This window comes from Actinomycetospora lemnae (genome assembly GCF_028737315.1).
Taxonomy (GTDB): Bacteria; Actinomycetota; Actinomycetes; order Mycobacteriales; family Pseudonocardiaceae; genus Actinomycetospora; species Actinomycetospora lemnae.
This window is the reverse complement of sequence record NZ_JAQZAO010000001.1, coordinates 444,198-470,059: the sequence shown is the minus strand read 5'-3', so window position 1 is coordinate 470,059 and position 25,862 is coordinate 444,198. Positions and strand designations below refer to the sequence as shown.

Annotated in this window: 22 protein-coding genes; 7 read left to right on the top strand and 15 right to left on the bottom strand. The window is 74.6% G+C overall.

Translation table 11 applies throughout. The features are described from left to right. Positions 1-6 precede the first annotated feature (6 nt). From PGB27_RS02290 to PGB27_RS02260, 7 genes are all read right to left on the bottom strand, one after another. Positions 7-2,109 (bottom strand): prolyl oligopeptidase family serine peptidase, encoded by a 2,103-nt coding sequence (locus tag PGB27_RS02290; RefSeq protein WP_274198710.1) that lies wholly within the window; start codon positions 2,107-2,109, stop codon positions 7-9. Positions 2,110-2,190: 81 nt separating this feature from the next. Further along, on the bottom strand, positions 2,191-3,036 hold the full coding sequence (locus PGB27_RS02285) for an alpha/beta fold hydrolase (RefSeq protein ID WP_274198988.1): 846 nt from the start codon (positions 3,034-3,036) through the stop codon (positions 2,191-2,193). Between the two features lie 220 nt (positions 3,037-3,256). Then, complete coding sequence (locus tag PGB27_RS02280; protein ID WP_274198709.1) at positions 3,257-4,027, bottom strand: PadR family transcriptional regulator; 771 nt, start codon at positions 4,025-4,027, stop codon at positions 3,257-3,259. A 168-nt stretch (positions 4,028-4,195) separates the two neighbouring features. After that, positions 4,196-4,453 carry a DUF6295 family protein gene (locus tag PGB27_RS02275; RefSeq protein WP_274198708.1) on the bottom strand — a complete coding sequence of 86 codons (258 nt, stop codon included), beginning with the start codon at positions 4,451-4,453 and terminating at the stop codon, positions 4,196-4,198. A gap of 3 nt (positions 4,454-4,456) precedes the next feature. After that, positions 4,457-5,203, bottom strand: coding sequence for a dienelactone hydrolase family protein (locus PGB27_RS02270; protein WP_274198707.1), 747 nt, complete (start codon positions 5,201-5,203; stop codon positions 4,457-4,459). A gap of 107 nt (positions 5,204-5,310) precedes the next feature. Then, positions 5,311-5,856: a FumA C-terminus/TtdB family hydratase beta subunit gene (locus tag PGB27_RS02265; RefSeq protein WP_408629999.1), complete on the bottom strand. Its 546-nt coding sequence runs from the start codon at positions 5,854-5,856 to the stop codon at positions 5,311-5,313. Between the two features lie 83 nt (positions 5,857-5,939). Continuing rightward, a complete protein-coding gene (locus PGB27_RS02260) occupies positions 5,940-6,785 on the bottom strand; it encodes a fumarate hydratase (RefSeq protein WP_274198705.1) in 846 nt (281 codons plus the stop codon). 125 nt (positions 6,786-6,910) lie between these two features. On the opposite strand from PGB27_RS02260, the gene PGB27_RS02255 reads away from it, so the two are divergent. Next, positions 6,911-8,038, top strand: a complete 1,128-nt coding sequence (locus PGB27_RS02255) for a baeRF2 domain-containing protein (RefSeq protein WP_274198704.1) — start codon at positions 6,911-6,913, stop codon at positions 8,036-8,038. Between the two features lie 67 nt (positions 8,039-8,105). Here PGB27_RS02255 and PGB27_RS02250 read toward each other — a convergent pair whose 3' ends face one another. Beyond that, positions 8,106-9,269 (bottom strand): aminotransferase class V-fold PLP-dependent enzyme, encoded by a 1,164-nt coding sequence (locus tag PGB27_RS02250; protein ID WP_274198703.1) that lies wholly within the window; start codon positions 9,267-9,269, stop codon positions 8,106-8,108. After that, a complete protein-coding gene (gene sthA, locus PGB27_RS02245) occupies positions 9,247-10,749 on the bottom strand; it encodes a Si-specific NAD(P)(+) transhydrogenase (RefSeq protein ID WP_274198702.1) in 1,503 nt (500 codons plus the stop codon). Before sthA ends, PGB27_RS02250 begins: the two co-directional genes overlap by 23 nt. Before the next feature lie 152 nt (positions 10,750-10,901). Here sthA and PGB27_RS02240 point away from each other — a divergent pair, with 152 nt between their 5' ends. Next, positions 10,902-12,014, top strand: a complete 1,113-nt coding sequence (locus PGB27_RS02240) for a DUF4192 domain-containing protein (protein WP_274198701.1) — start codon at positions 10,902-10,904, stop codon at positions 12,012-12,014. A gap of 2 nt (positions 12,015-12,016) precedes the next feature. Here the strand turns inward: PGB27_RS02240 and galE are convergent, their stop codons facing one another. Together galE and PGB27_RS02230 are read right to left on the bottom strand one after the other, a co-directional pair. Further along, positions 12,017-13,018 carry a UDP-glucose 4-epimerase GalE gene (gene galE, locus PGB27_RS02235; protein ID WP_274198700.1) on the bottom strand — a complete coding sequence of 334 codons (1,002 nt, stop codon included), beginning with the start codon at positions 13,016-13,018 and terminating at the stop codon, positions 12,017-12,019. Positions 13,019-13,069: 51 nt separating this feature from the next. Then, positions 13,070-13,798: a metal-dependent transcriptional regulator gene (locus tag PGB27_RS02230; protein ID WP_274198699.1), complete on the bottom strand. Its 729-nt coding sequence runs from the start codon at positions 13,796-13,798 to the stop codon at positions 13,070-13,072. A gap of 85 nt (positions 13,799-13,883) precedes the next feature. On the opposite strand from PGB27_RS02230, the gene PGB27_RS02225 reads away from it, so the two are divergent. The 4 genes from PGB27_RS02225 to PGB27_RS02210 all read left to right on the top strand — a co-directional run bounded on the left by PGB27_RS02225 (position 13,884) and on the right by PGB27_RS02210 (position 19,392). Then, complete coding sequence (locus tag PGB27_RS02225) at positions 13,884-14,810, top strand: sulfurtransferase (protein WP_274198698.1); 927 nt, start codon at positions 13,884-13,886, stop codon at positions 14,808-14,810. A 20-nt stretch (positions 14,811-14,830) separates the two neighbouring features. Beyond that, entirely contained in the window at positions 14,831-16,027 is a 1,197-nt protein-coding gene (locus tag PGB27_RS02220; RefSeq protein WP_274198697.1) for an acetoin utilization protein AcuC, read from the top strand. 23 nt (positions 16,028-16,050) lie between these two features. Further along, the gene (locus tag PGB27_RS02215) at positions 16,051-18,744 is read left to right on the top strand and encodes a bifunctional acetate--CoA ligase family protein/GNAT family N-acetyltransferase (RefSeq protein ID WP_274198696.1); all 2,694 of its coding nucleotides are present in this window, start codon (positions 16,051-16,053) and stop codon (positions 18,742-18,744) included. Positions 18,745-18,885: 141 nt separating this feature from the next. Next, entirely contained in the window at positions 18,886-19,392 is a 507-nt protein-coding gene (locus PGB27_RS02210; protein ID WP_274198695.1) for a hypothetical protein, read from the top strand. Between the two features lie 228 nt (positions 19,393-19,620). On the opposite strand, the gene PGB27_RS02205 is transcribed toward PGB27_RS02210, so the two are convergent. The 3 genes from PGB27_RS02205 to PGB27_RS02195 all read right to left on the bottom strand — a co-directional run bounded on the left by PGB27_RS02205 (position 19,621) and on the right by PGB27_RS02195 (position 22,768). Next, positions 19,621-20,616: a sigma-70 family RNA polymerase sigma factor gene (locus PGB27_RS02205; RefSeq protein ID WP_274198694.1), complete on the bottom strand. Its 996-nt coding sequence runs from the start codon at positions 20,614-20,616 to the stop codon at positions 19,621-19,623. Between the two features lie 222 nt (positions 20,617-20,838). After that, the gene (gene dtd, locus PGB27_RS02200) at positions 20,839-21,264 is read right to left on the bottom strand and encodes a D-aminoacyl-tRNA deacylase (RefSeq protein ID WP_274198693.1); all 426 of its coding nucleotides are present in this window, start codon (positions 21,262-21,264) and stop codon (positions 20,839-20,841) included. Positions 21,265-21,271: 7 nt separating this feature from the next. Beyond that, complete coding sequence (locus PGB27_RS02195; RefSeq protein ID WP_274198692.1) at positions 21,272-22,768, bottom strand: DUF7782 domain-containing protein; 1,497 nt, start codon at positions 22,766-22,768, stop codon at positions 21,272-21,274. A 242-nt stretch (positions 22,769-23,010) separates the two neighbouring features. Here PGB27_RS02195 and acs point away from each other — a divergent pair, with 242 nt between their 5' ends. Continuing rightward, positions 23,011-24,948: an acetate--CoA ligase gene (gene acs / locus PGB27_RS02190; RefSeq protein WP_274198691.1), complete on the top strand. Its 1,938-nt coding sequence runs from the start codon at positions 23,011-23,013 to the stop codon at positions 24,946-24,948. A gap of 45 nt (positions 24,949-24,993) precedes the next feature. Here acs and PGB27_RS02185 read toward each other — a convergent pair whose 3' ends face one another. Then, positions 24,994-25,836 (bottom strand): lysophospholipid acyltransferase family protein, encoded by an 843-nt coding sequence (locus PGB27_RS02185; protein WP_274198690.1) that lies wholly within the window; start codon positions 25,834-25,836, stop codon positions 24,994-24,996. Positions 25,837-25,862: the final 26 nt, after the last annotated feature.

Sequence of the window (25,862 nt, the reverse complement as noted above, 5' to 3'; positions counted from 1 at the left end):
AAGTGCTCACGTACGTCGGCCGACCTGCTGCCAGCAGAAGGTGAAGACCAGCGCCCACTGGAAGGCGCGCTGGGCGTTGTCGGCGGCGCCGCCGTGCCCGCCCTGGATGTTCTCGTAGTACTCGACGCGGTGGCCCTGCTCGCGCAGCCGGGCGACCGCCTTGCGCGCGTGGGCGGGGTGCACGCGGTCGTCGCGCGTCGACGTCGTGACCAGCACCGGCGGGTAGGACGCGTCGGCGCGCAGGTTCTGGTACGGCGAGTACTGCGAGATCCACCCCCACGCCTCCGGGTCGTCGGGATCGCCGTACTCCGCCATCCACGACGCCCCGGCGAGCAGCAGGTGGAAGCGGCGCATGTCGAACAGAGGCACCATCACCACGATGGCCCCGAACAGCTGCGGGTAGCGCGTGAGCATCACGCCCATGAGCAACCCGCCGTTGCTGCCGCCGTGGATCGCGAGCTGCGACGCGGTCGTGATCCCGCGGTCGACGAGGTCGCGCGCGACGGCGGCGAAGTCCTCGTACGCGCGGTGGCGGTGCTCGCCGAGCGCGGCGGTGTGCCAGGTGGGCCCGTACTCGCCGCCGCCGCGGATGTTGGCGACGACGTACGTGCCGCCGCGGGCGAGCCAGCCGCGCCCGATCACCCCGCTGTAGCCCGGGGTCAGCGCGATCTCGAAGCCGCCGTAACCGGTCATCAGCGTCGGGCCGGGGGTGTTCGCGGGGTCGCCCACCACGAAGTACGGGATCCTCGTGCCGTCGTCGGAGGTGGCGAAGAACTGCCGCACCTCCAGCCCGGTCGCGTCGAAGCGCGCGGGCGCGGTGCGCAGCACCTCGGGCTCCGGGTCCGACTCGAGCCCCAGCTCGCCGCGCAGGAACGTCGAGGGCCGCGTGTAGCCGTCGGTGTCGAGGAAGTACTCGTCGCTCTGGTCGGGGTCGACGCCGACGACGTCCACCGAGCCCAGCTCCGGGCCGGCGGGCAGGTCGCGGCGGGCCCAGTCGCGCGACGGCGTGAGCACCTCGAGGCGGGTGACGACGTCGGTGAGCACCGACAGCACCAGGTGGTTCTTCGTCCACACGTGGTGGCTCAGCGACCGGCTCGCGGTGGGCGCGAAGAGCACGCGCGCGGTGCGGTCACCGGCGAGGTAGGCCTCGAGGTCGAAGCAGAGCAGGGAGCCGGCGGGGTGCTCGGTGCCGGAGCCACCCGCGGAGCCTGCGGAGCCGGGCCCTGGGATCGACCACGGCGAGCGGGTGCGCACGAGCAGCCACTCCCGCTCGACGTCGGTCTCGGCGTCCGGCGGCACGTCGATGAGCACCTGCGTCCCGTCGGGGCGCAGCAGGTACTCCTCGGTGGTGTGGAAGTCGGGACTGCGGCCGACCAAGTCGCGCTCGTAGCCGGGGGTGTGGTCGTGGCCGGCGAAGGCCGCGACGTCGGTCTCCTCGGCGGTGAACACGACCTCGGCCTCGGCGACCGGCTGCCCGCGCCGCCAGCGCCGCATCACCCGCGGGTAGCCCGACGTCGTCAGGGACCCGGGGCCGAGGTCGGTGCCGACGAACACCGTGTCGTCGTCGATCCAGCTGATCCGGCTCTTCGCCTCGGGAAGGGTGAAGCCGTCGGTGACCCAGCCCTTCGTCGGCAGGTCGAACTCGCGCACGACGGTGGCGTCGGCGCCGCCGCGCGAGAGCTGGACGAGCGCGCGGGTGTAGTCCGGATAGCGCACGCCCGCGCCGGCCCACACCCAGTTCTCGTCCTCCGCCGCCGCCAGCGCGTCGACGTCGAGCAGCAGCTCCCAGTCGGGGTCGCCGGTGCGGTAGCTCTCCAGCGTCGTGCGCCGCCAGAGCCCGCGCGGGTGCTCGGCGTCCTGCCAGAAGTTGTAGAGCAGCTCGCCGCGGCGCCGCACGTAGGGGATGCGGTCGTCGGCGTCGAGCACCGCGCGCAGGCCGTCGCGCAGCTCGTCGAACTCCGCGGAGCCGGTGAGGACCCCGAGGGACTCGGCGTTGCGCTCCTGCACCCACGCCAGCGCCTCGTCGCCGGTGACGTCCTCGAGCCAGAGGTAGGGGTCGTCGGGGGCCTGCGTCGTCGTCGGGGAGCTCACCCGGCCATCCTCACCCATGGCCGGGTGCGGCTGCCCGCGGGCGTGATCCGATGCGCTCGTGGCCGGCAGGACGGGCGCCGGTCGGGGGTTGCTCGAGGGCTAGTCGCGACCGCGGCGCAGCAGCTCGCGCCACTCGGCGGCGCTCCAGCGGGCGGGCTCGCTCTCGGCGAGGAACGCCCGCAGGGCGGCCAGGACCTCGTCCGGGTGGGTGTGGAACGGGAAGTGCCCGGCGCCCTCGAACACCTCGAGCCGGCTGCCCGGCATCGCGTCGTGGGCGAGCTGCGCGTGCTCGACCGGGACGACCACGTCGTCGGAGCCCCACAGCAGCAGCGTCGGCATGCCGGCGGTGAGGTAGCAGCGGTCGAGCATGGTGACGACCTGGCCGCGCCAGTCCACCACCGCGCGCAGCGTGCGCAGGAACGCGCTGCGGCTGGTGGCGTCGGGCAGGGCGTCGACGAGCCGGACGAGGTCCTCGGCGTCGCGGCCGAGCGGGTGGTCGAGGCGGTGCAGCGCCCACATCACGGCCTCGGTCTGCGCGCGCATCCCGGGCAGCCCGAGCATCCCGAGGACGAGCTGCGCGCCCGGCAGCGACGCCGCGCGCAGCGCCGGGCTCACCGACTGCGAGACGCCCCCGGCGCCGACGAGCACGATCCGCTCGGTGCGCTCGGGGTACTGGTAGGCGAACTGCATGGCGACGCCGCCGCCGAGCGAGTGCCCGACGAGGGTCGCGCGGTCGATGTCGAGGACACCGAGCAGGTCCCGCATCCCGTTGGCGTAGGCGGCGACGGAGTAGTCGCCGCGGGGCTTGTCCGAGCCGCCGTGACCGAGGAGGTCGGGCGCCAGGACGGTGTGGTCCCGGGCGAGGTCGTCCAGCAGGGGACGCCAGGTCGACGAGTCGTCACCGATGCCGTGGATCAGCAGGAGCACCGGCCCGGAGCCCGCCATGCGGAAGGCGCGGCGGTACCCGTGCACGGTGCGGTACTGCAGGGCCCACGCCTCGCCCGGGACGTCGCGGAGGACGGGTCCGGGCGAGGGGGGTCCCGACGGGGGTCGTCGCAGGAGCACGGCCGGTCCTCGGGCCTCCTCGATGCCACGGTCTGCGGACCAGGAAGCCTAGGCCGGACGTGTGACGCGAGGTGACGCGTGCGTTGCCGGCCCGTGACGGTCACCCGTCGTCCTCCGTGGTGTCGGTCGCCTCGGCCGTGCCCTCGCCCGCGAGCAGCAGGTAGAGGCGCCGGCGGGTGTCGTCGAGCAGGCGCACCGCCTCGGCGACCTGCTCCTCCCGTCCGACCTGGGCGACCTGCGCGACCGCGCCGAACAGTCCCCGGCCGGCCTCGCGCAGCGCGCCGAAGCCGTCCTCGGCCGCCGCGGTGTTCCAGACGGCGTCGAGCTCCTCGCGGTGCTCGTCGACGTAGGTGCGACCGGCGTCGGTCAGGTGGATCACCGAGCGGCCCTCGGCCTTCTCGGTGCGCACCAGGCCCTCGTCCGCGAGCTGCGAGACCGTCGGGTAGACCGAGCCCGGGCTGGGGCGCCACGAGCCGCCGGAGCGCTCGCCGATCTCCTGGATGATCTGGTAGCCGTGCATCGGCTCCTCCGCGAGGAGGGCCAGCACCGCCGTGCGCACGTCGCCGCGCGCCCGGCGTCCGCGGTGGCCGCCGCGCGGACCACCACCGAAGCCACCGGGGCCACCGCGACCACCGGGGCCGCCGCCGAAGCCGGGCCCCCCGAAGCCGAAGCCGCCGGGACCGCCGGGCCGGCCGAACGGGCCACCCCGACCGCCGCGACGGAACCCGCCGCGCGGGCCGCCGTGGCCGAACACCGCCTCGCGGGCGAACCCGCCGTGGCGGCGCGGGCCGTGCCCGTGACCGCCGCCGTGCCCCCGGCGCTCGGGGCCCTCTCCGTGTCCCCGTCCGTCGGGGATGTCGTGCCAGTTCATGTCGCTCCTCCTTCTACGTTCGTTCGCGACACGTCAACGATATATCGCTAGTATCGGCCGAGCAAGGCGCCGATGCCGAACCGTGATCAGGGGCGACGGCGTGCACCCCGGAGGTCCCGGGCGGGCGCGTGCGGTCGCCCCTGATCACCAGGAGCCGCGGGGGAGGGGTCAGTGCTCGGCGGCGCGCTCCACGGTCACCTGGAGGGCGGCGAGGAGCTCACGGGCCGAGTCGAGGCTGAGCTCGACGGCGACCCGGGCGCCGGGCCCGCGCTCGGGGTTGAGGAAGTCGATGTTCACGGTGTGCGGGTCCGGCGCGTGGACGGGGTGGTCGTAGTAGACGGTCGCCGTCTGCAGCGGGAACCAGCCGTCGGCGCCCTTGCCGCTCGAGCGGGCCAGGTCGAGCTTCTCGGTGCTGTAGGTGCACACGGTCTACGCCTCCAGGTGCCGGGCGAGGAAGCCGGCGATGCGCTGCCAGCCGTCGACGGCCGCGGCGGGCCGGTAGCTGGGCCGGTCGACGGCGAAGAAGGCGTGGCCGGCGTCGTCGTAGCGGTGGAACTCGTAGGTCTTGCCGTGCTCCTGGAGCAGCTTCTCGAGCTCGTCGACCTGGTCGGGGGAGGGGTAGGAGTCCTCGTTGCCGAAGAGGCCGAGCAGGGGCGCCTGCAGGTCCGGGATGCGGTCGGCCAGCGGGGAGACCTGCAGCGGGAAGCCCTCGGGCGGCGTGCCGACGACGAACGCGCCGTAGCAGTCGACGGCCGCCTGGACGTCGACCGCGATGCCGGCGAGGACCGCCTGGCGCCCGCCGGAGCAGAAGCCGATGGCGCCGACCCGGCCGTTGGACGTCGGGAGCGAGCGCAGCCAGCGGGCCGCGCCGGCGGCGTCGCCGACGAACCGCTCGTCGGGCACCCCGCCCTGGGCGCGGGCGGCGGCCGCGGCGTCGTCGGGGTCGGCGCCGGGCGCCTCGCGGGTGTAGAGGTTCGGGCAGATGGCGTGGTGGCCCATGGTCGCGAAGCGCCGCGTGATCTCCTTGGTCGCGGCGTCGTAGCCCGGCATGTGGTGGATGACGATCATGCCGCCGCGCGGGGTGCCGTCCATCGGCCGCGCGGTGTAGGCCTCGATCTCGTCGTCGCCGTGACCGCGGATGCCGATCGTCTCGGCGAGGACCGCGTCGTGGTGCATGTTCGACCCCGTTCTCGTGGCTCGTGCCTGCGGGGTCGATCAGAGCACTCCGCGGTCGTGCGAGCGATGCGGCATCGCCGGCACCTGGCGCCGGGATCGCCACATGGTCACCGCGCGACGCGCCGCCAGCGGGCCGGGCCGTCGCGGTAGAGGTCACCGCCGTGGAGGTCGTCGACGACGAGCGCCGGGAAGTCGCGGACCTCGAGGCGGTGCACGGCCTCGGCGCCCAGGTCCTCGTAGGCGATCACCTCGGACGAGGTCACGCACTGCGAGAGCAGCGCCGCGGTGCCCTCGATGGCGCCGAAGTAGACGCACCCGTGCCGGGCCATGGCGTCCTTGACCGCGTCCGAGCGCCGACCCTTGCCGATCATCCCGCGCAGACCGCGCTCGACGAGCAGCGGCGACCAGGCGTCCATCCGCGACGCCGTGGTCGGGCCGGCCGCACCGATCGGGTGTCCGGGGCGGGCGGGCGTGGGGCCGACGAAGTAGAGGGTCTCGCCGGCCGGGTCGAACGGGAGTGCCTCGCCGGCCGACAGGGCCGCGGCGAAGCGGGCGTGCGCGGCGTCCCGGCCCGTCACCAGGGGGCCGGACAGGAGCACCGAGTCGCCGCTGCGCAGCTCGCGCACCGTGTCCGCGTCGAGGGGGAGCCGGATCGACGTGGGGGGTTTCCTGACCCTATCGGCGTGCTGTGTCGGATCTGCCGGCGTGGACGCCAGGCTGGCATCTCGCGAGCCCGTCACAGGGTCACCGCCCGCACGCGGTGGGAGTGGCAGTCCAGGTTGACGGCCACGGGGAACGCCGCGATGTGGGTCGGGTAGGCCTCCACGTGCACGGCGACCGTCGTCACCGTGCCCCCGAAGCCCGCCGGCCCGATGCCCGTGGCGTCGATGGCGTCGACCAGCTCGGCCTCCAGCTCGGCCAGCCGGGGATCCGGTGACGGCGAGCCGGTCGGCTCGCGGGTCAGGGCCTTCTTCGCGAGCACCGCGGCGCGGTCGAACGTGCCGCCCATCCCGATCCCGACGGTGACCGGGGGCGACGCCGACGGCCCCGCCGCCTCGATCGTCTCGACGACGAAGCGCTTCATCCCCTCCACCCCGGCCGCGGGCGTGAGCATCCGCAGCGCCGACATGTTGTCGCAGCCCGCGCCCTTGACCAGCAGCGTCAGCCGCACGTCGGAGCCCTCGACGAGGTCGTAGTGGACCATCGCCGGGGTGTTGTCGCCGGTGTTGCGGCGGTCGACGGGCGAGCGCACCAGCGACGCCCGCAGGTAGCCCTCGCGGTAGCCCTCGGCCACACCCCGGTCGAGCGCCGCGGCCAGGGAGCCGCCGGTGAAGTGCACGTCCTGCCCGATCTCGAGGAAGCACACCGCGTACCCGGTGTCCTGGCAGAAGGCGATCCGCTCCCGCGCGGACACCTCGGCGTTCGCGAGCAGCCGGTCGAGCACCTCCCGCCCGATCGGCGACTGCTCGCGCTCCCGAGCCCGCCGCAGGACGTCGACGTGGTCGCCGCGCAGCTCGTGGTTGGCCTCGACGCACAGCCGCCGGACGGTGTCGGCCACCTCGTCGACCGGAATCTCCCGCACGCCGCAGGGCTTACCGCACACCCGCCGGGGACGCATGCCGGACCGGGCGAGAGGGTAGGCGTCGAGCACGGGAATCGACGTTCCCCGCCCCACACCGGGGCGGGGTGGAGCAGGAGGAACACCGGATGGACCTGTCGCGCACTCGGGACATCTTCGAGCGGCCGGGGCCGTTCGCGACGGTCTACCTGGAGGCCGTGCAGGCCGGCGAGAACTCGGCCAAGCAGGTCGCGCTGCGGTGGCAGCACCTGCAGAAGCAGCTCAAGGACGCCGGCGCGGACGACAAGACGCTCGCGGCGCTCGACGACGAGCTGGGTGGCGAGCGCCCCGGATCGATCACGGAGGTCGGGCGCGTCCTCGTCGCCTCGTCCGAGGGGATCCTCTTCGACGACGAGGTCGAGGCCGTCGACGCCGCGGGTGACGTCGCCATCTGGTCGCCGCTGCCCGAGCTCGGCCGCTACTACCGCAGCCAGAGCGGCTCGGTGCGCGTGCTGCTCGCCGTCGTCGACCAGACCGGTGGCGACCTCTACCAGGTGATCGCCGACAACTCCGAGGGCGCCCGCGAGCTCGACGAGGAGACGATCAAGGGCCAGGCCCTCGAGACCGTGCACAAGGCCCGCGGCGGCGGCCTCGGCAACCGGACCCGGCAGAACCGGCACGAGATGGCCTCGTACGAGAACGCCGACGAGGTGGTCAAGGGCATCCGCAGCGCGGTCAAGCAGTTCCGTCCCGAGGTCATCGTCGTGGCCGGCGAGATCCAGGGGCGGTCGGCGGTGCGCAACGAGCTGCCCGGTGACCTCGCCGAGATCACCCGCGAGATCGAGGCCGGCAGCCGCGCGGCCGGCGCCTCCGAGGACGCCCTCGAGGACGCCCTGCTCACGGCCGCCGGCGTCGTCGCCACCGAGCGCGAGACCGGCGTGCGCGAGCGCTTCGCGGAGGCCAAGGGGCACGGCAACGCCGTCGAGGGCTTCGAGCCGGTGCTCGAGGCCGCGCGTCAGGGTGCGATCGACACGCTGCTGGTGATCGACGGCAAGGAGGTCCCGGGCGAGCTGTACGTGGGCTCGTCGCCGGAGCAGATCTCGACGGACCCGAAGAACCTCGAGCAGCTCTCGGACACCGAGCCGGTCAAGCGCCCGGCCGAGCAGGTGCTGCTGCGCACCGTCGGCGCGCTCGGCGGCAACGTCGACGTCCTCGGCGGGGGCACCGACCTCGTCGACCACGTCGGCGCGATCCTGCGCTTCCCGACCGGCAGCTGAGCCGGACCCGCACGATACGAACGCGCCGTTCGCTGCTTCTACCGCAGCGAACGGCGCGTTCGTTGCGTCAGGAGGCCGACCAGAGCAGCGCCGCGAGCTCCCCGGCCGCGGTGCGGGCGTCGTCGAGCGTCACGTAGGGCGCCGCGAACCCGAAGCGCAGCAGGTCCGGCGGCCGGGCATCGACGACGACCCCCCGCCGGGCCAGCGCCGCGCACATCCCGTCGGCGTCGCGCACCCGCACCGCCACGTGCCCGCCCCGGCGCTCGTGCTCGCGCGGGGTGACGACGTCCGTCCCCGCCGGCAGCGCCTCGAGGAACGCGTCCCCGAGCGCCAGCGACGCCGCCCGGACGCCGGCGAGGTCGACGTCGTCGAACACCCCGAGGGCGCCGTCGAGGGCGAGCATCGAGAGCATCGGCGGGGTCCCGACGCGCAGCCGCCCCACGCCGGGCGCGGGGGTCCACGCCTCGGTCATCCCGAACGGGTCGGCGTGCCCGGTCCACCCGGTCAGCGGGGGGTCGAGCACCTCGTGGTGCCGCGTCGCGACGTAGGCGAACGCGGGCGCGCCCGGCCCGCCGTTGAGGTACTTGTACGTGCAGCCGACGGCCAGGTCGACGCCCAGCGCGTCGAGATCGACGGGCATGACGCCGACCGCGTGCGAGAGGTCGGCGACGACGACGGCGCCGGCCTCGTGGGCCCGGTCGACGATCGTCGCGAGGTCCCACCGCTCGCCGGTGCGGAAGTCCACCGCGGGCACGGCGACGACGGCGGTGTCCGCGTCCGGGGCCATCGCGTCGGGTGAGGTGGTCCGCAGCGTGAGCCCGGTCAGGCGCGCCACCGACGTCGCCAGGTAGCGGTCGGTGGGGAAGTGGCCGGCGTCGGAGAGCAGCACGTGACGGTCCGGTCGCAGCCGCGCGGCGGCGATGAGCAGGCCGAAGAGCTGCACCGACGTCGAATCGCCGACGACGACCTGCCCCGGCGCCGCCCCGACCAGCGCGCCCACCCGGTCACCGAGGCGCTGGGGCGTCGCCCACCAGCCGCACGCCTCCCAGCCGGCGACCCCGACCCGCGCCCACTGCTCGTCGACCGCCGACAGCAGCGCCTCGCGTGCCGCGTGGGGCTGCGCGCCGAGGGAGTTGCCGGCGAGGTAGACCGCGTCGGAGCCGTCGGGCGCGCGGGGCAGGACGAACCGCGCCCGGGCGAAGCCGGGCTCAGGCGAACTGTTCGAGGGCACGGATCTTGTTCGTGGCGTCGAGGGCGGCCACCTTGTAGGCCTCCGAGAGCGTCGGGTAGTTCAGCACGGCGTCGACGAGGTAGTCCACGGTCCCGCCGCAGCCCATGATCGCCTGCCCGATGTGCACCAGCTCGGTCGCCGACGTCCCGAACACGTGCACCCCGAGCAGCGCGTGGTCCGTCGGCGACACGAGCAGCTTGAGCATCCCGTAGTCGTCGCCGACGATCTGCCCGCGCGCGAGCTCGCGGTAGCGCGAGATGCCGACCTCGTAGGGGACCGCCTTCTCGGTCAGCTCGGCCTCGGTCGCGCCGCAGTAGCTGACCTCGGGGATCGTGTAGATCCCGTACGGCGACACCTCCGCCATGGAAGCTGCATGATCTTTTTGGGGGTGCTCGTCGAAGGCGTGGTACGCCGCCTGCCGGCCCTGCTCCATCGACGTCGCGGCCAGCGCGGGGAAGCCGATGACGTCGCCGACCGCGTAGATGTGCGGCACGGCGGTGCGGAAGTGCTCGTCGACCTTGATCCGCCCGCGCGCGTCCGTCTCGAGCCCGGCGCGCTCCACCGCGAGCTCGTCGGTGACGCCCTGGCGCCCCGCCGAGTACATGACGGTCTCGGCCGGGATCTTCTTGCCCGACGCGAGGGTGGTCACCGTGCCGCGCTCGGACACCGACACGCCCGCGACCTCCTCGCCGAAGCGGAAGGTGACCGCGAGGTCGCGCAGGTGGAACTTCAGCGACTCGACGACCTCGGTGTCGCAGAAGTCGAGCATGGCCGGGCGCCGCTCGACGACGGTGACCCGTGTGCCGAGGGCGGCGAACATCGACGCGTACTCGATGCCGATCACCCCGGCGCCGACGACCACCATGCTCGACGGGATGTGCTCCATCGTCAGGATGCCGTCGGAGTCGAGGACGCGGCGGTCGTCGAACTCCACCTGCGGCGGTCGCGCGGGGCGGGTGCCGGTGGCGATGACGAACCGGTCGGCGGACACCGTCCGGTGCTCGCCGCGGAACACCCTCCCGTCGCTCCGCTCGCCCAGCTGCTCTCCCAGCACCTCGACGGTGTGCTCGTCGACGAACCGGGCCGCGCCGGCGAGCAGGTCGACCCGGTTGCGCTGCAGCTGCGCCCGGATGACCTCCTCCTCGCGGCCGATGACGAAGTGGGTGCGCGCGAGGAGGTCCTGGACGGTGATGTCCTGCTTGACGCGGTAGCTCTCGCCGTAGAGCCCGCGCATCGCGTAGCCGGTGAGGTAGAGGACGGCCTCGCGCAGCGTCTTCGACGGGATCGTGCCGGTCTGCGTGCAGACGCCGCCGATCATGCCGCGGCGCTCGACGACGGCGACGCGGCGCCCGAGCTTCGCGGCCGCGATCGCCGCCTTCTGCCCGCCCGGGCCGGAGCCGATGACGACGAGGTCGTAGTCGCGGCGCGGGGCGCTGCTCGTGGGGTCGGACGCGGGCGGGGTGTCCGTCGCGGGATCCACCGGGTGCACCCGCTCACCCTCGCCGTCGCGGAGGGTGCGGGCAAGCGCGTCACCGGTGACGGCCGGGCGAACACGCTGATCGTCGCCACCGAGTTGTCCACAGGCCGGGAATCCGGGGGAGCCGCCGGGAACGGGCCCGCGTCGGAACCGGTGTGAGCAACCGTCACCGTCCCGCCAGCCCCCGACCCGGGCCGCCGGGGCCCTCGTCCGCCGACGGGGAGCCCCTGCGGCTGCGCCTGCGCGATCCCGGCGAGCTCGTCGCCGCCGTGCCCCACCTGCTCGGCTTCCGGCCCGTCGCGTCCCTCGTCCTCGTCGCCGTGCACGACGACGGCGGCCGGACGCCGCGGCCCGCGGCCCGCCGCCTGGGCGTCGTCGCCCGCGCCGACCTGCCCGAGCCCGACGACGTCGCGGCCGTGGTCGGCGCCTGCGCCACGCGCATGGTGCCGACCGGGCCGGTGGAGGTCACCGCGGTGGTGGTGGCGGAGGGCCCCGACGACGCGGACACCCCGCCCCGGGTCGACGTCGCCGACGCGGTGGGGTCGGCCTTCGCCGCGCACCGGATCGCCGTGCCGACGCGGCTGTGGGTGCCGCGGATCGCGTCCGGCGTGCCGTGGCGCTGCTACCCGCCGTGCGACTGCCGCGGCCGGGTCGCGGCCACCGACGACTCGCCGCTGGCCGCGGCGTCGGCGTGGCTCGGGCAGGTCACCTACGCGTCGCGCGCCGCCCTGGAGGCCTCGCTGGCGCCGGACCCGCCCCGTCCCCGGCTCGCCGGGCTCGTGGACGCCGAGCGGGAGGCCGCCGTGCTCGACCGGGAGCTGGGCGGGCCCGCCGCGGCACGCCGGGACCTCGCGGCGGTCGCGGCGGCGCGGGACGAGGTGGCGGCCGGGCGCCCGCTGGGCGACGGGGAGCTGGCGCGCCTCGCGGTGGCGCTCGCTGATCCCCGGGTGCGCGACGTCGTCATGGGCTGGGCGCTCGCCGACGAGGGTGTCTCGGCCGCGGCCGAGCAGCTGTGGACGCTGCTGGTGCGGGCGCTGCCGGCCCCGGAGGTCGCCGAGCCCGCGGTGCTGCTCGCCTGCGCGCAGCTCGTGCGCGGCGGATCGGCGCTGGTCGGCGTCGCGCTCGAGCGGGCCCGGCGCGCCGACCCCGGTCACCGCCTCACCGGGCTGATCGAGACCCTGCTCGCGAGCGGCGCCGGGCCGGACGCCCTGCGCACCGTGATCCGGGAGGCGAGCACGGAGTCCGCAGCGCGCCTGCGGGTCGGGTGAGCTCAGGTGGCGCGGCCGCGGGCGAAGGCCCAGGCGTCGGCGACGATGCCGTCGAGGTCGGTGTGCGCGGGCTTCCACCCCAGCTCGGCGCGGGCGCGGGCGGACGAGGCGACGAGCACGCCCGGGTCGCCGGTGCGCCGCGGGGCCACGCGGGCGGGGATCGGGTGCCCGGTGACCCGGCGGCACGCCTCGATCACCTCGAGCACGGAGAACCCGGTGCCGTTGCCGAGGTTGCACACGAGGTGCCCGTCGTCGGGGCCGTCGCCCCGGGCGAGCAGGTCGAGCGCGAGGAGGTGGGCCTCGGCGAGGTCGTCGACGTGGATGTAGTCGCGCACGCAGGTGCCGTCGGGGGTGGGCCAGTCGTCGCCGAACACCGCGATCTCGTCGCGCTGCCCGAGGGCGACCTGGAGCACGAGGGGGATGAGGTGGGTCTCGACGGTGTGCCGCTCGCCCAGCGCAGGCGTGTCGCCGGCCCCGGCGTGGGCGCCCGCGACGTTGAAGTAGCGCAGGCTCACCGCGGCCAGCTCGCCACCGGAGGCGGCGGCGTAGGTGCCGATGGCGTGGTCGATGGCGAGCTTGGTGGCGCCGTAGGTGTTGGTGGGGCGGGTGGCGGCGTCCTCGGTGATCGGCGAGGTCTCGGGCTCGCCGTAGGTCGCCGCGGTGGACGAGAACACCAGGCGCGGCACGCGGTGGCGGCGCAGGGCGTCGAGCAGCGCGATCGAGGTGACGACGTTGCCGTGCCAGTACTTCGCGGGCTCCACGGCCGACTCGCCGACCAGCGAGCGCGCCGCGCAGTGGATCACCCCGTCGACCCCGCCGGCGCCGAGGACCTCGTCGGCCACCACGGCGACGTCGCCCTCCACCAGCCGCGCGCCCGCGGGGACGGCGTCGCGGTGCCCGGTGGACAGGTCGTCGACAACCACCACGTCGTGCCCGGCGTCGAGCAGGTGCTGCGCGCAGACACTGCCGACGTAGCCCGCCCCGCCCGTGACCACCAGTGTCATGTGCGCCAGTGTGCCGGGCGGCGATGGGCGTCCCCGGTGCGGGGCGTCCCCTTACTGGGCGCGGACCAGCACCGCGTGCGCGACCAGCGGGTCGACCTCGGAGCGCGAGCCCTTGTGGCCGACACCCACGGCGTCGCCGAAGCGGGGGATGGCGACGACGTCGACGTCGCTGCCGGGCAGCACGCCGGCCTTCTTGAGGTGGGCCATCAGCGGCTCGTTGAGCTGGATGTGCTCGGCGATGCGGCGGACCTCGACCTTGCCGCCGCCGCTGCGGGCGAACTCGTCGAGGCGCACGAGACCGGCCTCGTCGGGGGTGGGCGTGCGCTGCGGCGCGGTGATCTCGCCGTCGATGTCGGTGCCGCTGCGCAGGGCCTCGAGTCCGGGGATCGGGTTGCCGTACGGCGACACCGAGGGCTCGCCGAGCAGCGTGAAGAGCTTGCGCTCCACCGCGTCGCTCATGACGTGCTCCCAGCGGCACGCCTCGACGTGCACGTGCTCCCACTCGAGCCCGATGACGTTGACGAGCAGCAGCTCGGCGAGGCGGTGCTTGCGCATGACGGCCACGGCCTTGGCGCGGCCCGAGGGGGTGAGCTCGAGGTGGCGGTCGCCGGCCACGTGGACGAGACCGTCGCGCTCCATGCGCGCGACGGTCTGGCTCACGGTCGGCCCGCTCTGCTCGAGACGTTCGGCGATGCGGGCTCGGAGGGGGACGACCCCTTCCTCCTCGAGCTCGTAGATCGTGCGCAGGTACATCTCGGTGGTGTCGATGAGGTCGTTCATGCCCACCCCTTTCCGCCCGGCCATCGTACCGACGGCGGACCCCACCGGACGGCGGCGTCGCGGTGGGGCAGGGCACGATCGTGACATGTCCACCTCGCCGGGTCCCCTGCCCACGCCGGTCGCGCCCGTCGCCTGGCTGCGCGACGCCCTCGAGCGGTCCGACGCGAAGCCCGTCGTGCTCGACGTGCGGTGGACCCTGCGCCCGCCGCCCCGGACCGCGAAGGAGCGCAAGGCCGCCGCGAAGGAGGACCCGCCGGGCCTGGTGGAGCACGACGCGGGGCACGTGCCGGGCGCGGTCTACGTCGACCTCGACACCGAGCTCGCCGGGCCGCCCGGGCCCGCGGGGCGCCACCCGCTGCCCGACCCCGACGTGCTCGAGGAGACGCTGCAGCGCGCCGGCGCCGGCCCCGACTCCGAGATCGTCGTCTACGACGGCGGTGACGGGATGGCCGCGGCGCGCGCCTGGTGGGTGCTGCGCTGGGCGGGCGTGCGCCCGGACCGGGTCGCGGTGCTCGACGGCGGGTGGCCGGCCTGGGTCGCGGCCGGCGGCGAGGTCTCCACCGCCGGTGGCGGCGTCCGCCGGCCGGGCGACCTGCAGATCCGCACCGGCGCCATGCCCGTGCTCACCGCCGACGCCGCGGCGGGCGTGGCCGCGGACGAGGAGGGGGTCCTGCTCGACGGGCGCGCCGCCGAGCGGTTCCGCGGCGAGACCGAGCCGCTCGACCCCATCGCGGGTCACGTGCCGGGCGCGACCAACCTGCCGGCCGCCGCCCTGATCACCGACGGGCACTGGCGCGCGCCCGACGACGCCGCCGAGCTGCTGCGCCCGCTGGTGCAGGACGCCGGCGCGGTCGGGGCCTACTGCGGGTCCGGGGTGAGCGCGGCGATGCTGGTGCTCGGCCTCGAGCACGCGGGCCTGCGCACGCCCGACGACCCCGCCGGGCTCTACGTCGGGAGCTGGTCGCACTGGTGCGGTACCGGGCGCCCGGTCGAGACGGGCTCGGGTTCGTAGTCCCCGGTACGGTTCGGGGCGTGACCAGCTCCGGGGCGACGGTGGACCCGGCCCGCGTGGCCGTGGTGTGGGACGAGAGCCTGCTGGGCTACAAGCTCTCGGAGTCCCACCCCCTGCACCCCGTGCGCCTCGACCTCACGATGCGCCTCGCGACCACCCTCGGGGTGCTCGAGGGCGTCGAACCGCTGGTGCCCGCGCCGGCGCCCGACGAGGAGGTCGAGCGCATCCACGTGGCGTCGTACCTCGACGCCGTGCGCCGCGCGCCGTTCGAGGGCGACGACCCGCGCCACCAGCTCGGCACCACCGACAACCCGATCTTCGAGGGCATGCACGAGGCCAGCGCCCTCGTGTGCGGGGGCTCGATCGCCGCGGCTCGCGAGATCGCCGAGGGCCGCGCCGACCGGGCGGTGAACATCGCCGGCGGGCTGCACCACGCCATGGCCGACCACGCGTGGGGCTTCTGCGTCTACAACGACTGCGCGGTCGCGATCTCGTGGTTGCTGGACCACGGCTACGACCGCATCTGCTACATCGACACCGACGTGCACCACGGCGACGGCGTGCAGGCCGCGTTCTACGACGACGACCGGGTGCTGACGATCTCGGTGCACCAGCACCCGCGCACGCTGTGGCCCGGCACGGGCTTCGCCTCCGAGCTCGGCGGCGGCCGCGCCTCGGGCACCGCGGTCAACCTGGCCCTCCCGCCCGGCACGCGCGACGCCGGGTGGCTGCGGGCGTTCCACGCCGTCGTCCCCGGGCTGCTGCGCGCGTTCCGGCCCCAGATCCTGGTCACCCAGTGCGGGGTGGACACCCACCACGAGGACCCGCTGGCCGAGCTGTCGCTCTCGGTCGACGGGCACCGGGCGATCTACCGGTCGCTGCGCGCGCTGGCCGCCGAGCACAGCGACGGCAAGTGGCTCGCCCTCGGCGGGGGCGGCTACGGGCTCTACCGGGCGGTGCCCCGCTCGTGGACCCACCTGCTGGCCACCGTGCTCGACCGGGACATCGACCCGGCCCGCCCGATCCCGGCCGGCTGGACCTCCTACGCCAGCGAGAAGACCCGCCGGCCGCTGCCGACCTCGATGACCGAGGAGGCCCCCACCGACTTCGAGCCGTGGGGCGGCTTCACCGAGGTCGAGGTCGACCCGTTCCTGCTCGAGACGCGCCGCGCGGTCTACCCGCTGCACGGACTCGACCCCCAGGACACCCGCGACTGACACCCCTGACCCAAAGGGCGAGGATGACCGACACGGCGGACCCCGACGCCATCACCGCAGAGGTCCGGGCAGTACCCGACGCGCCCTACCCCGCGCACTGGGAGGCCGACGTCGTCGCCTCCGACGGCGCGACGGCCCACCTGCGGCCCATCTCGACCGAGGACGCCGACGACGTCGTCGCCTTCCACGCGCGCCTCTCGGACCGCACCCGCTACTTCCGCTACTTCAGCCCCTACCCGCAGATCCCCGAGCGCGACCTCAAGAACTTCGTCGAGGTCGACCACCACGACCGGGTCGCCCTGGTGCTGTGGCTCGGCCGGGAGATCATCGCGATCGGGCGCTACGTGCGGCTCGCGGAGTCGACGGCCGCCGAGGTCGCGTTCGTCGTGCGCGACGACCACCAGGGCCGGGGGCTCGGCTCGATCCTGCTCGAGCACCTCGCCGCGGCGGCGCGCGAGTGCGGGCTGACCCGCTTCGTCGCCGAGGTGCTCACCGAGAACCAGCAGATGGTGCGGGTGTTCCGCGAGGCCGGGTTCGAGGTCAGCCGGGCGCTCGAGGGCTCGACGCTGCACCTGGAGTTCGACGTCGCCGCGACCCCGCGCAGCCGTGAGGTGCAGCTCGCCCGCGAGCAGCGCGCCGAGGCCCGCAGCGTCGCCAACGTGCTCACGCCGCGGTCGGTGGCGGTCGTCGGCGCCTCGCCGGACGAGAACAAGATCGGCCACGTCGTGCTGGCGAACCTCCTGCGCGCCCGCTTCACCGGCCCCGTCTACCCGGTGCACCCCGAGGCGCGCTCGGTCCGGGGCGTGCGCGCCTACCCGACGGTCACCGACATCCCCGACGACGTCGACCTCGCCGTGCTCGCGGTCCCGCCCGACGAGGTCCCGGGGGTGTTCGACGCCTGCCTGGCGAAGGGCGTGCGCGCGCTCGTCGTCATCACCTCGGGGTACAGCGAGACCGGCCCGCTCGGGCTCGCCGCGCAGCGCGAGCTGGTGGCCGACGCGCGGGCGAACGGGATGCGGGTGGTCGGGCCGAGCGCGCTCGGCGTCATCAACCTGGACGCGAAGGTCGCGCTCAACGCGTCCCTCGCGCCGACCCTGCCGCCGCCGGGCCGCGTCGGGTTCTTCTGCCAGTCCGGCGCGCTCGGCATCCAGATCCTCCAGGCCGCCGCGAGCCGCCGCCTGGGCCTGTCGTCGTTCGTGTCCGCCGGCAACCGTGCCGACCTGTCGGGCAACGACCTCATGCAGTACTGGGACACCGACCCCGACACCGACGTCGTCCTGCTCTACCTCGAGACCTTCGGCAACCCGCGCAAGTTCGCCCGTGTCGCCCGGCGGCTGGCCCGGCAGAAGCCGGTGATCGCCGTGAAGACCGGGCGCCACGTCGCCGCCGCACCGGGCCTCGCGGGCAGCGCGCAGCCCATCGACGAGGCCGCGGTCGGCGCGGTGTTCGACCAGTCCGGGGTCATCCGCGTCGACTCCGTCGACGAGCTCTTCGACGCCGCCCAGCTGCTCGCCCACCAGCCGCTGCCGCCCGGGCCGCGGATCGGCATCGTCGGCAACTCCACGGCGCTCGGAGTGCTCGCGGCCGACGTGGTGCTCGCCCAGGGGCTGTTCCTGGCCCGCGACCCGGTCGACCTCGGCACCGCCAGCGGCGCGGAGGAGCTGCGCGCGGCCGTCGCCGACCTGCTCGCCGACGACCAGTGCGACGCCCTCGTGGTGGTCTTCGTCCCGGCGGTCACCACCGACCCCACCGACCACGCGCGGGCGCTCGCCGACGCGGTGCGGGGGGCGGAGAAGCCGGTGGTCTCGACGTTCCTCGCCTCGGAGGGCGTCCCCGAGGTGCTCACGGTGCCGGACGGCCCCGGCGGGGGACCGGGGCGCGGCAGCATCCCGTCGTACCCGAGCCCGGAGCGCGCGGTGCTCGCGCTGTCCCGGGCCGTGCGCTACACGCAGTGGCGCTCGCGGCCCGTCGGCGACTTCGTGGTGCCCTCCGGCGTGGACGTCGAGGCGGCCCGGGCGCTCGTCGCGGAGATCGCGCCGGCGCCGCGCACCGTGCTCTCCGACGAGCAGGCCGACGCGCTCCTGCGCTGCGTCGGGGTGATCGTCGCCCCGTTCCGGCGCGTGACCTCCGCCGAGGACGCCGTCGCCGCGGCCCGCGAGCTGGGCGGGGCGGTGGTGCTCAAGACCGCGGACCGGCGCTGGCGCCACCGCACGGACCTGCGCGGGGTGCACGTCGGGCTCACCGAGTCCTCGGCGATCTCGAGCGCCTACGCGCAGCTGGTCGAGCTCTCGGGCAGCGACGAGGTGTACGTCCAGGTGCAGGCGCCGCCCGGCATCCCGTGCGTCGTCGAGGTCCGCGACGACCCGTCGTTCGGCTCGCTGGTGTCGTTCGGGCTCGCCGGGGTCGTCGGCGAGCTGCTCGACGACCGCGCCTACCGCTCCACGCCGCTGTCGACGATGGACGCCGCGACGCTGGTGCGCGCCCCGCGCGCCGCCCCGCTGCTCGACGGCTACCGCGGTGCCCGCCGCGCGGACCTGCCGGCGCTCGAGGACCTCGTGCTGCGCATCGGCGTGCTCGCCGACGCCGTGCCGGAGATCCGCTCGCTGGTCCTCGACCCGGTCCTCGCCGCCGACCGCGGCGCCCACGCCACCGGCGTCACGGTCATCCTCGGCCCGCCGCCCGGCCCCCGCGACGGCGGCCCGCGCCGGCTGCGCTGAGGCCCGCGCTGAGGTCGGCGCTGAGGTCGGCGCTGAGGTCGGCGCTGAGGTCTGCGCTGAGCGCTGGGCTCGAACCCCACCCGCACGGATGACCCGGTGCGGGCGCGGGAGGGGCGATGCGCGCCCTACGGTCGGACGACCATGCGCACCGCTCCCGTGACCCTGCCGATCGTGCGGCTCGGCCTGCTCGCGGCCCTCGTCCTGCTGGCCGCGGGCTGCGGGTCGGCGGGGACCCCGGAGCAGCCCGGGACGTCGCCGCAGCCGCCGTCGTCGACGATCCCGACCGACGCGCCACCCTCGAACCGGCCGTCGCCGGCCACCCCGGACCCGCTGGTCGCGACCCCGCCGGCCGGAGCGACCGCGGTGGCGGGGGACCGGGTCGACACGGCCGCGCTGCCGGCGGGCCTGCCGACGCTGGTGTGGACGCGCGGCGACCGGGTCGTCGGTGTGTACGGGCGCGCGGGCGGGTGCACCGACGCGCGCCTCGAGGTCGTCGAGCAGGGCACGCAGCGCGTCGTCCTGCGCGTCGTGCAGTTCAGCACCGGCCCGGGGCCGTGCACGCGCGAGCTGGTCTACCCGCCGCTGGAGGCGACGCTCGACGCGCCGCTGGGGGAGCGCACCGTGGCGCTGACCGGCGAGGTGCCGTAGACACGACGAAAGCCGGAAGACCGGGCCGGCCCCCGACCGTCCCGGTCTCCCGTCGCCGACGGGCCGCGCCCGTCTCGTGGTTGGCCGGACCGGTGGCCCCACGTGAGTGGGGTCACACCCGGCCCGTGTGATTCAGACTGCCGTTACTCGTGAGTCACCGTCAAGGCGTCGATGGGGCGGAGGTCACCGGACCGATCCGGTGACGCTCCGTACCCGAATCGACCGGTGTCAGCTCGCCGCGTAGGCCTTGAGGCGACGCGCGCGGTCACCGTCACGGAGCTTGACCATGACCTCGCGCTCGATCTGGCGGACGCGCTCGCGGGAGAGCCCGAACTGGCGCCCGATCTGGTCGAGCGTGCGCGGCTGCCCGTCGTCGAGGCCGTAGCGCAGCCGGATGACGTTCTGCTCGCGCTCGTCCAGCGTCGCGATGACGCGGCGCATGTCGTCGTGGAGCAGGCCGGAGATGACCGTGGACTCGGCGTCCGTGGCCTCGGCGTCCTCGATGAAGTCCCCGAGCGGGGCCTCCTCCTCGGAGCCGACCGGCATGTCCAGGCTCACCGGGTCGCGGCTGTGGTCGAGCAGGTCGGCGACCTTCTCGACGGCCAGGCCCGACTCCTCGGCCAGCTCCTCGTTGGTGGCCTCGCGGCCGAGGGTCTGGTGCAGGTCGCGCTTGATGCGGGCCAGCTTGTTGACCTGCTCGACCAGGTGGACGGGCAGGCGGATGGTGCGGGCCTGATCGGCCATGCCGCGGGTGATGGCCTGGCGGATCCACCACGTCGCGTAGGTCGAGAACTTGAAGCCCTTGGTGTAGTCGAACTTCTCCACCGCGCGGATCAGACCCAGGTTGCCCTCCTGGATCAGGTCGAGCAGCGGCATGCCCCGGCCCGTGTAGCGCTTCGCCAGGGACACGACCAGGCGCAGGTTGGCCTCGAGCAGGTGCGCACGGGCGCGGCGGCCGTCACGGGCGACGGCGCGGAGGTCGGCGGCGCGCTGGCCGTCGAGCTCCTCGGCCTCCTCGAGCAGGTGTGCGGCGTAGACGCCGGCCTCGATGCGCTTCGCCAGCTCCACCTCGTCGGCGGCCGTCAGCAGCGCGGTCTTTCCGATACCGTTGAGGTAGACACGGACGAGGTCCGCCGCAGGGCCCTGGGCGTCGAGGTCGCTCTCAGCAGGCCCGGTGGGCACGGCCGCGTCGGGGCCGGCCTGCGGTGCGAGTGTCGCCGTCATTGCTTCCTCCCTGCGCGGCGCGAAGGTGCTGTGGCGCCGCGTCACATGGTCGAACGCGTCGGGTGCGGCGTTCGTTCCCGTCGTGGGATACAAGAGTGGGGTGCCCGATGTGGCGTCCCCGACGCATGGCGCGCGCCACCGTCGAGCAACGTCCGAGGATCTCCAGCGTCGCGCTCGAGCTCCGCTGCGCTGGGTCTCGCCCCGACGACGGCCGCCGCGGGCTCAGGTCTCCACGATCACCGTGAACGGACCGTCGTTGACAGACACAACGCGCATGTCGGCCCCGAACTTCCCGGTGGCCACCGACGCCCCGCGCTCCCGCAGCGCCGCCACGACCGCGTCCACCGCCGCCCGCGCGTCCTCGGGCGCCGCGGCCGCCGACCAGGAGGGGCGGCGACCCTTGCGCGTGTCCCCGTAGAGGGTGAACTGGCTGACGACGAGGAGACCCGCGCCGGTCTCCGCGCAGGAGGACTCGTCGCGCAGCAGGCGCAGTTCGTGCAGCTTGCGGGCCATGGTCGCCGCGGCGTCGGGGCCGTCGTCCCGGTGCACGCCGAGCAGCACCAGCAGCCCGGGCCCGTCCAGCTCCCCGACCGTCTCCTCGTCGACGACCACCCGCGCCTCGGTCACGCGGCTCACGACGGCCCTCACGGTGTCCTCATGCCGGCACCAGCATCCCGTGGTGCACGAGGTCCCGGACGACGGGTAGGGCGGCCGCGGCGAGCTCGTCGGGGTCGCGGCCGTGGGCGACGGCGAGGAGGTCGACGAGGTCGCGCAGCGGCAGGTACCCGCGACACCCGGCCAGCAGGGCCACGCCGAGCTCGTCGACGTCGTGGCGCCACTGCGGACCGTCGAGGCGCACGAGCGTCGCCGCGACCGGTTCCCAGCCCTCGTCGGTCGAGACGAGGCCCCGCTCGAGCGCGGTGGTGTCGGGGACGCGCAGGCGGGCGTCGAGCAGCGCGTCGCCGGGGTGGCGGGCGAGCCAGGCCGTGCGGTCGAGCCACGCCTCGATCTCCGGGCCCAGCGGGTCGTCGTGGGACTGGCGCAGGTCCTCGCACACCACGGTCCCCGGCACGTCCGGCGCGGTCCGGCGCAGCGTCACGAAGCCGAACCCGATCGCCACCGCGCCCTCGGTGGCGAGGAAGTCGAGCCACCGCTCCGAGAGCTCCGTCCCCTCCGGCGAGGCGGGGTCGACGCCGGCGTCGCGCAGCCACGTGCCGACGTGCAGGGCGGGGTCGGCGACGTCGCGCTGCACGACCCACGCGTCGAGCCCGCCCGGTGCCGCCGACCGGGCCGCCTCGGCGAGCCACGTGCGGGGCCGCTCGGTCCAGTCGTCGGAGGTGATCAGCCACGACGCGAGGAGCTGCGCGACCCCGCCCTCGGTGAGGTGCGCGGGCAGGGCCCCGACGAGCAGCGCGGACGCCCCGTCGCCGCCCAGACCCGCGTCGCGGTAGACGTGGTCGACCTGCGGCGGCCCGGGCACGAACGGCGGGTTGCTGACGATCTGGTCGAAGCGCCGCCCGGCGACCGGCTCGAGCCACGGTCCCTCGAGCAGCTCGGCCTCGACGGCGGAGAGCGCGAAGGTCACGCGGGCCATGGCCAGCGCGCGCCGCGAGACGTCGGTGCCGGTGAGCTGCGCGGCGTGCCCGGAGGCGTGCAGCAGCTGTACCCCGCACCCCGTCCCGACGTCGAGCAGTGTCCCGACCGGCCGGCGGACCATGGCCCGCGCCAGCGACAGCGAGGCCGCGCCGGTGCCCAGGACGTGCTCGCGGTCGGCCGTGCGCGTGGTGGGGCCGACCTCGAGGTCCGAGAGCACCCACCACGGCGCGGCGTCGGGGATCGCGGCGTCGCCGTGCGGGCGCAGGTCGAGGGCGGCCGTCACCTGCCCGTCATCCACGGCCAGCAGCCCGGCGTCGATCGCCTCGTCGAGGTCGGCGGGCGCGAGCGCGGCCGCGGCCTCGGCGCGGGGGACGGGGTCGCCGAGCAGGAACAGGCGCACGAAGGTGCCCGCCTCGCCGGCGTCGCGGACCGCGCGGCGGGCCGGCGTCGTCTCGCCCCGGTCGAGCGCGGCGCGGGCCGTCGGGCCGAGCAGCGCGGCCACGCCGTCCACGGTGAAGCCACCGTGTGCGAACGCTTGGAGTAAGCCACGCCACATTCGGGCATCAGGATCGACAGCACCCGCCGCGGGGGCGCGGTGCGTGTCGGGGTGGTCCGGTCGTGACACGTCGGAGATCGTCACACTGCGCGTGCGGTCGATCTTCGCGGACCCTGTCCACGGCCCCTCCGAACGCACCGTTGCCTCGGCTCGGGTCGTGCGTGACAGTGCGCACACCGCAAGGGGCACCGCGCGCCGTGGGGCGCTCGCGGTGCGGACGACGACCGGGAGGGCACACACGGATGTCGGAGCAGACGGCCACCGAGGGCAAGACCTACCCGCCGGACCCGGAGCTGTCGAAGACGGCGAACGTGCGGCCGGAGATGTTGGACCAAGATCTCCGGGAATTCTGGGATGAGCAGGCCAAGCAACGCCTCGACTGGTTCGAGCCGTACGACGAGGTCCTCGAGTGGAACCTCCCGTACGCGAAGTGGTTCGTCGGGGGCAAGCTCAACGCCTGCTACAACTGCGTCGACCGCCACGTCGAGGGCGGCAAGGGCGACAAGGTCGCCCTGCACGTGGTGCCCGACGAGGGGCCGGACTCCCCTGAGGCGCGCGACATCACGTTCTCCGAGCTGCAGCGGCAGGTCGTGAAGATGGCGAACGGGCTCAAGGAGCTCGGGGTCGGCAAGGGCGTGCCGGTCGGGATCTACATGCAGATGATCCCCGAGGCCGTCGTCGCCATGCTCGCCTGCGCCCGCCTGGGTGCGCCGCACACGGTGGTGTTCGGCGGCTTCAGCGGCAAGGCCGTGGCCGAGCGCTGCAACGACCTCGAGTGCAAGGTCCTCATCACCCAGGACCAGGCGATGCGCGGCGGCAAGGCCGGCGCGCAGAAGACCAACGCCGACGAGGGCCTCGACGCCGGCCCCACCACGGTCGAGAAGGTCGTCGTCGTGCGCCGCTCCGGCGCGGACATCCCGATGGGCGACCGCGACGTCTACCTCGACGACCTCACGGCGAACGTCTCGGACGACCCCGAGAGCTGCCCGTGCGAGCCGATGGACTCCGAGGACCTGCTGTTCCTCCTCTACACGTCGGGCTCCACCGGCAAGCCCAAGGGCGTCGTCCACACCACCGCCGGCTACCTGCTCGGCGTCGCGACCACCCACAACCTGGTCTTCGACGTCAAGGACGACTCGGTCTACTGGTGCGCCGCCGACATCGGGTGGATCACCGGGCACAGCTACATCACCTACGGTCCGCTGGCCAACGCGTGCACGTCGGTGCTCTTCGAGGGCGTCCCCGGCTACCCGGACAAGGACGTCTGGTGGAAGATCATCGAGAAGTACGGGGTGACGATCCTGTACACCTCGCCGACGGCGATCAAGTCGCACATGAAGGCGGGCGAGCAGTACCTCGAGGGCCACGACCTGTCGTCGATCAAGATCCTGGGCAGCGTCGGTGAGCCCATCAACCCCGACGTCTGGGAGTGGTACCGCAACCACGTCGGCGGCGGCCACGCGCCGATCATGGACACGTGGTGGCAGACGGAGACCGGGCACATCCTGATCACCCCGCTGCCCGGCATCACCACCCTGAAGCCCGGCATGGCGCAGCAGCCGTTCCCGGGCGTGCGGCCGGAGGTCCGCGACGACGAGGGCAACCAGCTCGGCGTCGAGCAGACCGGCAACCTCGTGCTCACCCAGCCGTGGCCCGGGATGATGCGGACGCTCTACAACGACGACCAGCGCTTCAAGGACACCTACTGGTCGAAGTACTCCGACGCGTACTTCGCCGGTGACGGCGCCAAGTACGACGCCGACGGCGACATCCAGCTGATGGGCCGCATCGACGACGTCGTCAACGTGTCCGGCCACCGACTCTCGACCTTCGAGGTGGAGAGCGCGCTGGTCGAGCACGCCGACGTGGCCGAGGCCGCGGTCGCGGCGCGCAAGGACGACGACACCGGGCAGGCGATCGTCGCCTTCGTGTCGCTCAAGGGCGACAAGCAGGGCACCGAGGAGCTGGAGCAGGCGCTGCGCGAGCAGGTCGCCCAGTCGATCGGCAAGCTGGCCCGGCCGGCGACGGTGATCTTCGCCAGCGACCTGCCGAAGACGCGGTCGGGGAAGATCATGCGGCGACTCCTCAAGAACCTGGCCGAGGGCGAGGAGCTGGGCGACACGTCCACGCTCGTCGACCCGACCGTCGTGGAGGAGATGCAGAAGCAGATGAACAGCTAGCCAGGCACGTCGAGCACCCCGGGGGGCCACGGCCCTCCGGGGTGCTCACATGCCGGCGGCGCCCCGTTCCTGCGACGACCCGGGGTGCTCCGGCTGCCGGGGCTCGGGGTGCTGGGGCGGGTCCTCCTGGCGCAGCACCGCGAGCTGCTCGGTGATCCTGCCCATGATCCGGTCGGTGGCCTCCTGCAGCGACGTGCGCCCGATGCGGCGCTCGCGCAGGTCGTCGAGGGCGACCGGCGCGCCGGCGAGCACCCGCAGTGTCGACCGGGGCACGAGCGTCGGGCGCTTCGCCGTCGGGGGCAGCAGGTGGTTGGCGCCCCACTGCGCCACGGGGATCACCGGGGCGCCGGTCTCCAGGGCCATCCGGGCGATGCCGGTGCGGGCCGCGCGGGGCCAGCCGTCGGAGTGCGTGGCGAAACCGCCCTCCGGATAGACGACGACGACCTCGCCGCGGCGCACCGACTCCACCGCCGCGCGGTAGGCCTCGATGCCCGACGCCGAGCGGTCGACCGGGATGTGCCGGCCCCCGCGCAACGGCGCGCCGACCACCGTCTGCGACCACAGCTCCTTCATCGCGAGGAACCGCGGCACCCGCCCCTGCGCGACCACGTACGACACGAGGACGATCGGGTCGACGTGCGAGAGGTGGTTGACCGCGAGCAGCGCCCCGCCCGACGTCGGGACCCGCTCCCCGCCGCGGAAGTCCCAGCGCGCCACGGCCATGAGCACGGGCCACAGCAGGTCGATCGCGAACCCGTACCAGAAGCCCCGGTCGGTGCGGGGGTAGAGCACCCAGATCGCCACCTTGCGCCAGAGCCGGATCGCCCGCCCCGGCCGCCGACGGTCGTGGGCCTGGGAGATCCGTCGGAGTCGGTCCTGCCGCGCCATGCCCCGGATCATGTCGGGCCCGGCCG